The organism is Arthrobacter rhombi, assembly GCF_039526245.1.
GTDB classification, from domain to species: domain Bacteria; phylum Actinomycetota; class Actinomycetes; order Actinomycetales; family Micrococcaceae; genus Arthrobacter_H; species Arthrobacter_H rhombi.
Genome location: NZ_BAAAIV010000012.1, coordinates 20124 through 32927, shown reverse-complemented (window position 1 = coordinate 32927; position 12804 = coordinate 20124). Strand labels below are relative to the sequence as shown.

The window sequence follows — 12804 nt, the reverse complement described above, 5'->3', positions numbered from 1 at the left end:
ATGGGCCGTCGCAGGGTGTCCCCGGCGCGGCGGCGTTACTGCAGCATGGTCCGGTCGTCGAGCTGGGCTCCCTTGATCTTCTCGAACTCCTTGAGCAGCCCGGGAACCGTCATCTTCGACTTGGCCTCGGCGTCGAGATCGAGGATGATCTCGCCGTCGTGCATCATGACCAGCCGGGTGCCCAGCTTCAGTGCCTGCTCCATGTTGTGGGTGACCATCAGCGTGGTCAGCCCGTGGCGTTCCACGATCTCCGCGGTGAGCCGCGCCACCAGCGCCGCCCGCTGCGGGTCCAGGGCGGCGGTGTGCTCGTCGAGCAGCAGGATCTGGGGTCCGCTGAAGGTCGCCATGAGCAGCGAGAGGGCCTGGCGCTGGCCGCCGGAGAGCAGCCCGACCTTGGCCTTGAGCCGGTGCTCCAGGCCCAGTTCGAGGGACTCGAGCTCCTGGGCGAACTGCTCGCGGCGGCGCCTGGTCACGCCCAGGCCCAGCCCGCGGAACTTGCCGCGGTTCAGCGCCAGGGACATGTTCTCCTCGATCGACATGCTCGGCGCGGTGCCGGCCATCGGATCCTGGAACACGCGGCCGACGAACTTCGCCCGGGCATGGTCGGCCAGCCGGGTGACGTCCTTGCCGGCGATCTTCACGTTGCCCTCGTCGGGGCGCAGCTTCCCGCCGACCATGTTCAGCACCGTGGATTTGCCGGCGCCGTTGGAGCCGATGACCGTGACGAATTCGCCCTCGGCCAGGCGCAGGTTGATGGTGCGCAGCGCCTTGCGCTCGTTGACCGTCCCGGCGAAGAACGTCTTGGACAGGTTGTTGATTTCCAGCATGCTAGGACACCGTCTCCTTCTGCTTCTCCGCGGCGTTGGTGATGGTGCGCATCCGACGGCCGAATTTGTTGAAGCCCTTCCACTGCGGCAGGACCAGGGCGATGACCACCAGGATCGCGGAGATCAGCTTCATGTCGTTCGGTTCCAGCCCGGCGTCCAGGGCCAGCTGGATGAACACGCGGTAGAGCACGGCGCCGAAAATGACCGCTAGGGTGGCGATGAAGATGTTGCGGGTGCCGAAGATCGCCTGGCCGATGATCACCGAGGCCAGGCCGATGAGGATCAGGCCGATGCCCATGCCGACGTCGGCAAAGCCCTGGTATTGGGCGACCATGGCCCCGCAGAGGCCGACCAGGGCGTTGGAGATGCCCAGGCCGATGATCTTCTGGTTGTCCGTGCTCACCCCGAGGCTGCGGATCATCCCCTCGTTGTCCCCGGTGGCCTGCATGGCCAGCCCGACGTCGGTGTGCAGGAACCAGTCCAGGATGAACTTCAGCACCAGGGCGACGACGAAGAAGATGAGGATGGAGACCACGCCACCGGTCAGTTGCGCCTCGCGCAGCGGGGAAATCAACGTGTCCTCCCCCAGCAACGGCACGTTGGCCTTGCCCATGATGCGCAGGTTGATCGAATACAGGGCGATCATGGTCAGGATGCCGGCCAGCAGGCCGTTGATCTTGCCCTTGGTGTGCAGCAGGCCGGTCACCACCCCGGCCGCGGCACCGGCCAGCACGGCCAGGGCGGTGGCCAGCAGGGCGGGCATGCCGTGGACGATGCTGATGGAGGCCACGGCGGCACCGGTGGTGAAGCTGCCGTCGACCGTGAGGTCGGGAAAATCGAGGATGCGGAAGGTCAGGTAGACCCCCAGCGCCATGATCGCGTAGATCAGGCCCAGTTCAACCGCAGTAAGCATGGAAAATCCTTGTTTCGAGGGTGAAAGAGGTACGGTGCCCGGCCGATGGGCGGCCGGGCACCGCGGGCCGGTGGAACGGCGGGGCTACTTCTTGTAGACCTCGGCGGCCTGGTCGATCATGTCCTGCGGGATCTCCACGCCGACCTTCTTCGCGGCGGCCGTGTTCACGTACAGCTCGACGTCCGTCAGCGTCTCGACGGGCATGTCGGCCGGCTTGGCACCGTCCTTGAGGATCTTCACGGCCATCTGCGCGGTCTGCTCGCCGAGCTTCTCGTAGTTGATGCCGTAGGTGGCGGTGGCCCCGCGCTTGACCGATTCGCCGTCGGCGGCGATCACGGGGATCTTCTTCGACTGCGCCGTCTGGAGCAGGCCCTCCAACGCCGAGACCACGGCGTTGTCGGTGGGCACGTAGTAGGCGTCGACATCCAGCGAATTGGCGGCCTGCTGGACCTCCGAGGACGCGGAGATCGCCGACTTCTTGATCTGCAGCCCGAGTTCACCGGCGGCTTCCTCGGCCCACTTGACCTGGACGGCGGAGTTCGCCTCGCCGGAGGAGTACACGATGCCGACGGTCTTGGCCTCGGGATCCAGCTTCTTGAGAAGCTCGAGCTGCTCCTTGACCGGGTTCTTGTCCGAGGTTCCGGTGACGTTGCCGCCCGGGGCCTCGACGCTCTTGACCAGCTTGGCGTCCACCGGGTCGGTGACGGCCGAGAACAGCACCGGGGCGTCCGTGATGGCCTGGGCGGCAGCCTGCGCAGCCGGCGTGGCCACCGCGAGGACCAGGTCGAGCTTGTCGTTGGCGAACTGGTTCATGATCGCCGTGTTGGTGGAGGCATCCGCCTGGGCGTTCTGCAGGTCGTACTTCACCTTGTCCCCGGTGTAGCCGGCGTCGGCCATGCCCTTCTTGAACCCCTCGGTGACCGCATCGAGCGAGGGGTGGGTGACGTACTGCGAGATGCCGATCTTCACGGGCTTGGAGGCATCGGGGGAACTGGCGTCCCCGGAGCTGCCCGAACCGCAGGCGGTGGCGAGCAGCGCGGTGGCCGCCAGGAGCGTGGCCAGCTTGCCGGCGCGAGTGATGTTCATGTGTGTTTTCCTTTCATGGGCCGCGGGTCCACCGGCGGCGGGCATCGTCTTCGACGTCCACCGGGACCCGTCGTCCACAACGAGTGATTCGACAATCTTTTGACGACCTCGTCCCCAAAGACCTCTTGATGATACCTGTGAACCAACTCACATTGTCCATTCGGCACGGTTCCCGATGGACGTGTTCATTCCGAGCCGTCGCCATTGAAGACAAAACGTGGGCCACGCCACATATTGTCAACATTTTGTATGCCTCCTTCAGCGGCGGCCAGCACACCGTCGCGCGGGCCGGCGCGGCCGGCGACGGGCGGGCACCCTTAGACTGGTTCCACCATGGCTGTAAAGATTTCCTACCCCGAGTCCCTCCCGGTCAGCGCCCGCCGCGACGACATCATGGAGGCCATCCGCGGCCACCAGGTGGTGGTCATCGCCGGGGAAACCGGGTCCGGGAAGACCACGCAGCTGCCCAAGATGCTCCTGGAGCTGGGCCTGGGCGAGGGCGGGATGATCGGCCACACCCAGCCCCGCCGGCTCGCGGCGCGCACGGTCGCCGAACGCATCGCCGAGGAAACCGGCTGCACGCTGGGCGAGGAGATCGGCTACCAGGTGCGCTTCACCGGCCACGTCTCCGCGGCCACCCAGGTCAAGGTGATGACCGACGGCATCCTGCTCGCCGAGATCCAGCGGGACCGGATGCTGCGCAAGTACAACGCGCTGATCATCGACGAAGCCCATGAGCGCAGCCTGAACATCGACTTCCTGCTCGGCTACCTCAAGCGCATCCTGCCGCAGCGCCCGGAGCTGAAGGTCATCATCACCTCGGCGACGATCGACCCCGAGCGCTTCGCCCAGCACTTCGGGACCCCCGCCGCGGCCCCGGGAACCGGGGACACCGCGGCAGCGGAGGCCGGGGACACCGCCGTCGTGCCCGCCCCCATCATCGAGGTTTCCGGGCGCACCTTCCCGGTGGAGATCCGCTACCGGCCGCTCAACCCCGCCGAGGGGCGGGAGGACGACGACGCGGAGTACGCCGAGGACGAGGACCGCGACCCGCTCGACGCGGTCTGCGATGCCGTCGACGAGCTGTCCGCCGAGGCACCGGGCGACATCCTGATCTTCTTCTCCGGCGAGCGCGAGATCCGCGACGCCGCCGAGGCGCTGCGGGCGCGGGTGCGCACCAACCGGCGCCTCACCGGAACCGAGGTGCTGCCCCTGTTTGCCCGGCTGTCGCTGGAGGAGCAGCACAAGGTCTTCCACCCCGGGCCCCACCGGCGCCTGGTGCTGGCCACCAACGTCGCCGAGACCTCGCTGACCGTGCCGGGCATCAAGTACGTGATCGACACCGGGACCGCGCGCATTTCCCGGTATTCGCACCGCACCAAGGTCCAGCGCCTGCCCATCGAACGGGTCTCGCAGGCCAGCGCCAACCAGCGTTCGGGCCGCTGTGGCCGCGTCTCGGACGGAATTGCCATCCGGCTGTATTCCGAGGAGGACTTCGCCTCCCGCCCCGAATTCACCGACCCGGAGATCCTGCGCACCAACCTGGCGGCGGTGATCCTGCAGATGTCCTCGATGGGCGTGGTGGAGTCCCCGCGCGACGTGGCCGGCTTCGACTTCGTCCAGCCCCCGGACGCCAAGGCGGTCAACGACGGCGTGGCCCTGCTGCGCGAGCTCGGGGCCGTGGGCGACGGTGCCGCCGCCCGGATCACCGCGGTGGGACGCCAGCTCAGCCAGCTGCCCGTCGACGTCCGGCTCGGCCGGATGATCGTGGAGGCGGGGCAACGCGGCTGCGCCAAGGAGGTCATGGTCCTGGCCGCCGCCCTGACCATCCGCGACCCGCGCGAGCGCCCCTCCGAGGAGACCGGACAGCGGGCCCGGGCCACCGAGCTGCACCGGCGGTTCGACGACGAAAAGTCCGACTTCTCCGGGTTCCTGAACCTGTTCAGGTACCTGCAGGAGCAGCAGAAGGAGCTCTCCTCCTCCGCGTTCCGCAGGTTGTGCAAGAAGGAATTCATCAACTACCTGCGGGTGCGCGAATGGCAGGACCTCTTCGCCCAGCTGCGCCAGCTCTCCAAGCCGCTGGGCATCACCCTGTCCACCGGGCCGGTGGACCCGGCCGGGCTGGAGCGCGAGATCCACACCAGCCTGCTGTCCGGGTTGCTCAGCCACATCGGCACCTACGACGAGCGCAAGCGCGACTACGCCGGCGCCCGCGGCACCCGGTTCGCGATCTTCCCCGGATCCTCGCTGTTCAAGAAGAACCCCGAATGGGTCATGGCCGCCGAACTGGTGGAGACCAGCCGCTTGTGGGCCCGGGTGAACGCCCGCTTCGATCCGCTCTGGGTCGAGGAGGTCGGCAAGCACCTGATGAAGTACTCGTATTCCGAACCGCACTGGTCCCGCAAGATGGGCTCGGTCATGGGGTACGAGAAGGCCACCCTCTACGGGGTCACCGTCGTCCCCCAGCGACGCATCCAGTACGGGCGCGTCGATGCCGAGGTGGCCCGCGAGCTGTTCATCCGCCACGCCCTGGTGGAGGGGGACTGGAAGACCCACCACAAGTTCTTCCAGCGCAACCGGCGGCTGCTGGCGGACATCGACGAGCTCGAAACCCGGATGCGCCGCCGCGACCTGGGGGCGACGGACGAGGACCTCTTCGACTTCTACGACCAGCGCGTCGGTGCCGGGGTCGTGTCCGAACGCCACTTCGACCGGTGGTGGAAGAAGGCCCGGGCCGAGGACCCCACCCTGCTGGACTTCGACCCGGATGAGCTCTTCAACGCCAATGCCGAGGAGCTGAACCAGGACGACTTCCCGCGCACCCTGCGCCACGGTGACCTGGAGCTGGAGCTGTCCTACGAGTTCAATCCGGCCGCCCGTGCCGGGGAGAACGACGGCGTGACCGTGCGCGTTCCCGTGTTGTTCCTGAACCAGCTGGATCCCGAGCGCTTCAAGTGGCTCATCCCGGGGCTGCGCACGGAGCTGGTCACCGCGCTGATCAAGTCCCTGCCCAAGGCCGTCCGCAAGAACTTCGTGCCGGCCCCCGACGTGGCCCGGCAGGCCGTCGCGGCGCTCGCCGCGGACTTCGACCCGGCCACCGACCCGCTGGAGCCCTCCCTGGAGCTGGTGCTGCGCCGCATGCGCGGGGTGGTCATCCCGCCCGGATCATGGAACTGGGCGGCCGTGCCGCCACACCTGCTGGCATCCTTCCAGGTGGTCGACGCCCGGGCCCGGATCCTCGACGAGTCCAAGGACCTGGCCGCCCTGCAGCGCACGCTCGCGTCGCAGAACCGTGCCGCACTGGCCGAATCCCTGGGCAGTGCCGGTCCGGCCCTGCTTGCCGCGGCCCGCGAGGCGGAGGCCAGGCACGACGGCGGCGGGTCCTCCCCCGGCGCTGCCGGCCGGACGCAGGGCGCCGGCCGGACGGGAAAAAACAGCGGCTCCCCCACGAGGGGCCCCGTCCCGCGCGGCGGCCAGGCCCCGACGTCGTCCTCCTCCAACCGCGAGCGGACCGGGCTCACCACCTGGCCCGACGGGCTGGGCGACGGGGACCGGATCGAGCGCAAGGTCAGCACCACCGTCGCCGGGGTCGAGGTGACCGCGTTCCCGGGACTGCTCGACGCCGGGGAATCGGCTTCGCTGACGGTCTTCCGCAACGAGGACGAACAACTCACCGCGCACCGTGCGGGGGTCATCCGGCTGCTGCTGCTCGAGGTCCCGTCACCGGCGCGCTACGTCCTGGACCACCTGAACAACAAGGAGAAACTGGTCTTCACGCAGAACCCGCACGGTTCGGTGGAAAAGCTGATCGCCGACTGCACGCTGGCGGCGCTGGACCGGCTCGTCCCGGCGGAGCTGCCCTTCAGCCGCACCGAATTCGACGCGTTGTTCGAGCAGGTGCGCGCCGAGCTGATCGACACCGTGTTCGCCGTGACCGCGATCGTGGAACGGGTGCTCTCCACGGCCCGGATCGTGGGCAAGCGGGTCTCGAAGGCGTCGTCGCTGGCGCTGGTCAACGCGCTGGCCGACATCCGCAGCCAACTCGACAACCTGGTCTACCCCGGGTTCGTGGCCGGAACCGGGTACACGCACCTGGCGCAGCTGCCCCGCTATCTGGACGCGATCGCCAGGCGGCTGGACAAGCTGGAGGCCGGGAACGTGGCCCGCGACGCCCAGTCGATGCTGGCGGTGCAGGCGCTGGAGGACGAATACGACGCCGCGTTGGCCGCCCTGCCCGCGGGCGTGCGCACGCCCGCCCCGTTGGCGCGGATCAAGTGGATGCTCGAGGAGCTGCGGGTGAGCATGTTCGCGCAGGAGCTCGGCACGGCCTACTCGGTGTCGGAAAAGCGGATCCGCACGGCGTTGCGCGAGGCGACCGCGGGGTAGGGGCCGCGCCGACGGTTCATGTCAAGGTTTGCGCCGTTATCCCGCGGGGAAAGCGGCGCAAACCCGGACACCACGGCCCGGTGGGCCGCAGCTACTTGGCCGGAACGGTGTCCGTGTGCCCGTCCTCGCGCAGGGCGGTGCGCAACTTCTCCGCGTTCTCGTCCAGGCGCGAGGCCTTCGGGTCCGGATCTGCCCGGGTGAGGTCGAAATCGGCCAGCGAATTCGTGGGCCAGACATGGACGTGCAGGTGCGGAACCTCGAACCCGGCGACCATCAGCCCGGCCCGCTCGGAGCCGAAGGCGCGCTTCTGGGCGCGTCCGATGACCCGGGAGACCTCGGTGAGCTTGTTGAGCAGCTCGGGATCGGCGTCGGTCCACTCGTCGACTTCCTGGCGCGGCACCACCAGCGTGTGCCCGTCGGTGATGGGCCCGATGGACAGGAACGCGACCACATCGGGGTCCTTCCACACGAAACGCCCCGGGATCTCCCCGTTGATGATCTTGGTGAACAGCGTGCTCACGATGCCCTCTTCTCGGTCGTCGTCATGGCGGTGTCGCCTCGTCCCCGTGGTGCCGTCGGCCCCGGGGCGGTGGGTGACCAGCCGGTCGCGGGGCGGTGGCGGGATCCGGGGTGTCATACCCCGAACATACCCGCGTCCGAGCCGGTGGGGCCAGCCGCGATGGCCCCGCGGTCAGGCTCCGGTGCCGGTGGCCACCTCGCGGTCCGGGTCGGAGGAGAACTGCGAATACGAGCCCGGGTAGAGGGCGGCACGAACGCCGATGGCCTCCAGGGCGGCGATCTCGTGTGCCGCGCTGACCCCGGAGCCGCAGTAGACGGCCACGGCAGGAGCCCCGAGGCCGGAAGTCCCGCCGCCGTCCCCTCCCCCGGCCAAGGCGGGGTCGATGCCGGCGAAGCGCGAGCGCAGGGCCCCGACGGGCAGGAACCGGCCGGTGGCGTCGAGGTTTTCCGCGGTCGAGGCGCTCAACGCGCCGGGGATGTGACCGGGACGGGAATCGACCGGCTCGACCTCGCCGCGATAGCGTTCACCGGCGCGGGCATCGAGCAGGATCCCGCCCTCGGCGAAGGCCGCTGCCGCGTCGGCGTCGATGACCGCCATGGCGCCCGGTACCGGCTCCCAGGTGCCCGGTTCGGGGTGCACCTCGCCGGACTCGAGTTCCCCGCCGGCCTCCTGCCAGGCCTGCAGCCCTCCGTCGAGCAGGAAGACCTGGTCCATCCCGGCGTCGCGCAGCAGCCACCAGGCGCGGGCGGCCGAGATGCCGGCCACGGCGTCGTAGACCACCACGGTGTCCGACGGGTGCAGGCCCCAGCGTTCGACGGCGGCGGCGAAGACCCGCGGTTCCGGCAAGGGGTGCCGTCCCTGTTCGGGGGACCCCGGGGCGGCCAGCTCGGTCTCGAGGTCCACGTACACGGCACCGGGAAGATGCCCCGCCAGGTAGTCACGGTGTCCGGTGGTCTGCCCCAGCGCCCAGCGCACGTCCAGCACCGCGGTCCGCTGCCCCGCGGCCATCCGTTCGGCCAGGTCCCCGGGGCCCATCAGTACCTGCATTCCCATTCCCTTCCCGCTGCCCACCCGGAACCAGGCCAGCGGTGGCGGGTAGGCTGGCCGGGTGGATTCGATGATGCAGCCAACCCTACAACCGCCGCCGGGCAGGGACTGGGTGAACCGGGCCGTCCTGGCCCTGGAAGCCGACACCGCCCGCTCCGCCGACACCCATCTGCACAAGCTCGAGCTGCCGGCCGACTGGGGCGTGGAGCTCTACCTGAAGGACGAGTCGACGCACCGCTCCGGGTCGCTGAAGCACCGGCTGGCCAAGTCGCTGTTCCTCTACGGGCTGGTCAACGGCTGGATCACCGAGGACACCACGATCGTGGAGTCCTCCAGCGGCAGCACCGCGGTCTCCGAGGCGTACTTCGCGCGGCTGCTGGGCCTGCCCTTCGTCGCCGTCGTCGCCGCGACGACCTCGGAGCAGAAGATCGCCCTGATCCGCGGGCTCGGCGGCACCTGCCACCTCATCGAGGACCCCTCGGCGGTCGATGCCGAGGCACGCCGGCTGGCCGCCGGAACGCACGGGCACTACATGGACCAGTTCACCTACGCCGAGCGGGCCACCGACTGGCGCGGGAACAACAACATCGCCGAATCGATCTTCGGCCAGCTCGCCCTCGAGCCGCACCCGGTGCCGACCTGGATCGTCGCCGGGGCCGGTACCGGGGGAACCAGCGCCACCCTGGGGCGCTACATCCGCTACCACCGCCACCCCACCCGGCTGGCCGTCGGCGATCCCGAGGGCTCCGCCTTCCTGCCGGCGTGGCAGGCCTGGAACGACGGCGGCGACCCCGCCGCGGTGACCGGCTCCCCCAGCCGCATCGAGGGCATCGGCCGATCCCTGCCCGAACCGAGCTTCGTGCCCTCGGTCATCGACCTGGTCCAGACCGTGCCCGACGGGGCCTCCGTCGCCGCGATGCGCCACCTGGCCCGTTGGGCCGGGCTGCATGCCGGTCCCTCCACCGGCACGAACTTGTGGCAGATCTGGCGCCTGGTCGCCTCGATGCGGTCCGCGGGGCAGACGGGCAGCATCGTCTCGCTGATCTGCGACGGCGCCGACCGCTATGCCGGTTCCCACTACGACGCCGGCTGGCTGGCCCAGGCGGGCATCGACACCTCCCCGTACGAGGGCGTCATCGAGGGCTTCCTGGCCGGTGGCGACTGGGTGGAGCCGGCGGCCCGCTGACCGGGAGCCACCGGCCGGGCATCTTGACGCGGGTGCTCCGGATGGGTAGCTTCGGCCCATGATCCGCATCGGCGCCATCGTGCTCAACGCGGCCGACCCCGCCCGGGCGTCCGCCTTCTGGAGCCAGGCGCTGGGCTTCCAGCCCGCCGGAAATCCGGATTTCCTCCTGCCGGCCGAAGCACCTGCACCCCGGCTGCACCTGGACGGCAGCGACCGGACGCATCTGGACCTCTGGGTCGACAGCGCGGAGGAGCAGGCCGCCGAGGTCGAGCGGTTGCTGGGGCTGGGGGCCGTCCGTGTCGAGTGGGACTATCCCGACGATGCCGACTTCGTGGTGCTGGACGATCCGTGTGGCAACCGGTTCTGCATCGTCGATACCGATGCGGCCGGCTCCGGCCCGTCGGGCGGGACCTAGGGTCTACGAGGCCAGCCGCTCCGCCGTCGTGCGCTCTGGACCCGAAGCGGCAGGTGCCGCCGGCTCGACCTCGGCCCACAACGCATCCAGGGACAGACCCAGGACACCTGCCACCGCTGCAATGGTCGGGAAGGAGGGCGTCGCGACCCGGCCCGTCTCGATCTTCCGCAGGGTCTCCGGCGACACCCCGGCTGCCAGGGCGGTGTCGAGCATCGGGCGCTCCCCGCGGGCACGGCGCAGCATGGCACCGAGGCGCTCGCCTCGCTGGACCTCTTCGGGCGTGAGTGGCAATCTGACCATGGCCCCCCATCCTAATGCCGGGATAACATGGCCGGGATAGTTATTGGTTTCCTGGGGATGGCATCGGAAAGGCCGCGCATGATCGAGATCTTGAACGACACGGGACTGGCCCGTGCGAAGGAAACCGGCGCCCTGGTGGGCGGCATCCTGCAGGCCATGAAGCGCCGTGCCACCGTGGGCACCAACCTCCTGGAGATCGACCGGTGGACCCGGGAGATGATCGTCGAGGCCGGGGCACGCTCCTGCTACGTCGACTACGCGCCGTCCTTCGGACGCGGACCGTTCGGGCACTACATCTGCACCTCGGTCAACGACGCCGTGCTCCACGGCCTGCCCCACGACTATGTCCTCGCCGACGGGGACCTGCTGACCCTGGACCTGGCCGTCATCCTGAACGGAATCGCCGCAGATGCCGCCATCAGCTTCATCGTGGGCAGAAAGCACGCGGCAGCTGATCTGGCACTGATCGAGACGACGGAACGCGCCCTGGCCGCGGGTATCGCCGTGGCCGGACCCGGCGCCCGGATCGGCGACATCTCCCACGCCATCGGCACCGTGCTGGACCAGGCGGGATACGCGATCAACCTCGAGTTCGGCGGCCACGGCATCGGCGCGACCATGCACCAGGACCCGCACATCCCCAACACCGGACGCCCCGGACGCGGCTACAAACTCCGGCCCGGCTTGCTATTGGCCCTGGAGCCCTGGGTGATGGTCGATACCGCCGAACTTGTCACCGATCCCGATGGGTGGACGCTGCGCAGCGCCACGGGTTGCCGCACCGCACACACCGAACACACGATCGCCATCACCAACGACGGCGCGGAGATCCTCACCCGGCCGTAGAGCCGCTCGCCCGGAGTCCCCCGGATCAGACCTCCCGGCTGTCGCCGACCTTCAGGTACTCGAACACGGAGCCGTACCACGCACCGAAGCGGGTGACATGGCCGGACATCATGCCCAGACCAGTCTCGTTCAGCAGGCCATCGTGGATGGGATAGGCGTGCTTCGCGCGCACCGAGACAACGAAATCCACGGTCTCCTGCAACTTCGACCACGGGGCGTGCAGCGGCACCAGCAACGTATCGACGGTGACGCCGTGGGGAACGATCAGGGAGTCGCCCGGGTGGTACACGCTCTCGTCAACGAGGTAGCCGAGGTTGGCGACGACGGGGATCTGCGGGTGGATCAGCGCATGCTGCCCACCCACGACGCGGACGTCGAATCCGGCGATGTGCTGCTCGTCGTCCGGAGCCAGAACGTGGATCCGTTCGCCGGCCGCCCCGATCGCCTCATGCCCGAGCAGCTGGTCCACCACTGCCTGCGGCGCGTAAACGTGCACCCCCGAGGTGCGGTCCACGATCGGCAGGACGGTAGCCGGGTCGATGTGATCGGCGTGCTCATGGGTGATGAGGACCGCTTCGGCGCCGGCCAGGGCCGCCGGGACATCGGTGAACGTCCCGGGGTCGATGACCATCACCCGGGATCCCTTTTCGAGGCGGATGCAGGCATGTCCATGTTTCGTCAGCTTCATGTCACCCACCCTAGTTCCACCAGCCCGCGCTGATAAGCTGAATCGTCCAGCCATCTCTGGCCAGACCAGCCGGAACACCGTCCGTGCGGACGGTCCGGGAGCGAACCACCAGGAGCGCAGCAACACCATGTCGGAGACCGTCGAACCCAAACGCGGGCGGGAACAACGCGTCACCAAACAGCGCCTGGCCGTCGAGGCCGCCATGGGCCGGCTGGATGACTTCGTCTCGGCCCAGGAGCTGCACCGCCTGCTGCAGGACACCGGCGACAAGGTATCCCTCGCCACCGTCTACCGGATCGTGCAGTCCATGACCGAGGACGGTTTGTTGGACGTCGTCCGCTCCGGGGACGGTGAGGCCGCCTACCGACGGTGTGAGGCCGAGGCCCACCACCACCACCTGGTCTGCCGGTCCTGCGGCAAGGGCGTGGAGGTCCAGGCCCCCGCCGTGGAGACCTGGGCGGCCCGCGTCGCGGCCGAGCACGGGTTCACCGAGTCCTCCCACACCGTGGAGATCTACGGATACTGCCCCGAATGCACCCGACAGCGCGCCGCCGCTGCAGCGGAAACCGCCTAGGGCCGACCGGCGGACC

At 69.1% G+C, this 12804-nt stretch carries 12 protein-coding genes; 5 read left to right on the top strand and 7 right to left on the bottom strand.

The window, feature by feature from the left end; translation table 11 throughout:
- Nucleotides 1-35: 35 nt before the first annotated feature.
- The 3 genes from ABD088_RS10830 to ABD088_RS10820 form a co-directional block, all read right to left on the bottom strand.
- Nucleotides 36-827: an ABC transporter ATP-binding protein gene (locus tag ABD088_RS10830; protein ID WP_343901947.1), complete on the bottom strand. Its 792-nt coding sequence runs from the start codon at nucleotides 825-827 to the stop codon at nucleotides 36-38.
- A gap of 1 nt (nucleotide 828) precedes the next feature.
- Nucleotides 829-1740, bottom strand: coding sequence for an ABC transporter permease (locus ABD088_RS10825; protein WP_343901946.1), 912 nt, complete (start codon nucleotides 1738-1740; stop codon nucleotides 829-831).
- A gap of 84 nt (nucleotides 1741-1824) precedes the next feature.
- Complete coding sequence (locus ABD088_RS10820) at nucleotides 1825-2826, bottom strand: ABC transporter substrate-binding protein (RefSeq protein ID WP_343901945.1); 1002 nt, start codon at nucleotides 2824-2826, stop codon at nucleotides 1825-1827.
- A gap of 333 nt (nucleotides 2827-3159) precedes the next feature.
- Here ABD088_RS10820 and hrpA point away from each other — a divergent pair, with 333 nt between their 5' ends.
- On the top strand, nucleotides 3160-7212 hold the full coding sequence (gene hrpA, locus ABD088_RS10815) for an ATP-dependent RNA helicase HrpA (protein WP_343901944.1): 4053 nt from the start codon (nucleotides 3160-3162) through the stop codon (nucleotides 7210-7212).
- A gap of 91 nt (nucleotides 7213-7303) precedes the next feature.
- Here hrpA and ABD088_RS10810 read toward each other — a convergent pair whose 3' ends face one another.
- Together ABD088_RS10810 and ABD088_RS10805 are read right to left on the bottom strand one after the other, a co-directional pair.
- On the bottom strand, nucleotides 7304-7732 hold the full coding sequence (locus ABD088_RS10810; RefSeq protein WP_343902362.1) for an HIT family protein: 429 nt from the start codon (nucleotides 7730-7732) through the stop codon (nucleotides 7304-7306).
- A gap of 171 nt (nucleotides 7733-7903) precedes the next feature.
- Nucleotides 7904-8779, bottom strand: a complete 876-nt coding sequence (locus ABD088_RS10805) for a sulfurtransferase (protein WP_343901943.1) — start codon at nucleotides 8777-8779, stop codon at nucleotides 7904-7906.
- 70 nt (nucleotides 8780-8849) lie between these two features.
- On the opposite strand from ABD088_RS10805, the gene ABD088_RS10800 reads away from it, so the two are divergent.
- Both ABD088_RS10800 and ABD088_RS10795 read left to right on the top strand, forming a co-directional pair.
- A complete protein-coding gene (locus tag ABD088_RS10800; RefSeq protein WP_372710572.1) occupies nucleotides 8850-9965 on the top strand; it encodes a PLP-dependent cysteine synthase family protein in 1116 nt (371 codons plus the stop codon).
- A gap of 58 nt (nucleotides 9966-10023) precedes the next feature.
- The gene (locus tag ABD088_RS10795; protein WP_343901942.1) at nucleotides 10024-10380 is read left to right on the top strand and encodes a VOC family protein; all 357 of its coding nucleotides are present in this window, start codon (nucleotides 10024-10026) and stop codon (nucleotides 10378-10380) included.
- A gap of 3 nt (nucleotides 10381-10383) precedes the next feature.
- On the opposite strand, the gene ABD088_RS10790 is transcribed toward ABD088_RS10795, so the two are convergent.
- Nucleotides 10384-10680 (bottom strand): helix-turn-helix transcriptional regulator, encoded by a 297-nt coding sequence (locus ABD088_RS10790; RefSeq protein ID WP_343901941.1) that lies wholly within the window; start codon nucleotides 10678-10680, stop codon nucleotides 10384-10386.
- 78 nt (nucleotides 10681-10758) lie between these two features.
- Between ABD088_RS10790 and map the strand changes: the two genes are divergently transcribed.
- Nucleotides 10759-11526, top strand: coding sequence for a type I methionyl aminopeptidase (map, locus tag ABD088_RS10785; RefSeq protein WP_343901940.1), 768 nt, complete (start codon nucleotides 10759-10761; stop codon nucleotides 11524-11526).
- Nucleotides 11527-11551: 25 nt separating this feature from the next.
- On the opposite strand, the gene ABD088_RS10780 is transcribed toward map, so the two are convergent.
- Nucleotides 11552-12214 carry an MBL fold metallo-hydrolase gene (locus ABD088_RS10780; protein ID WP_343901939.1) on the bottom strand — a complete coding sequence of 221 codons (663 nt, stop codon included), beginning with the start codon at nucleotides 12212-12214 and terminating at the stop codon, nucleotides 11552-11554.
- Nucleotides 12215-12341: 127 nt separating this feature from the next.
- On the opposite strand from ABD088_RS10780, the gene ABD088_RS10775 reads away from it, so the two are divergent.
- Nucleotides 12342-12788, top strand: coding sequence for a Fur family transcriptional regulator (locus tag ABD088_RS10775; RefSeq protein WP_343901938.1), 447 nt, complete (start codon nucleotides 12342-12344; stop codon nucleotides 12786-12788).
- Nucleotides 12789-12804 lie beyond the last annotated feature (16 nt).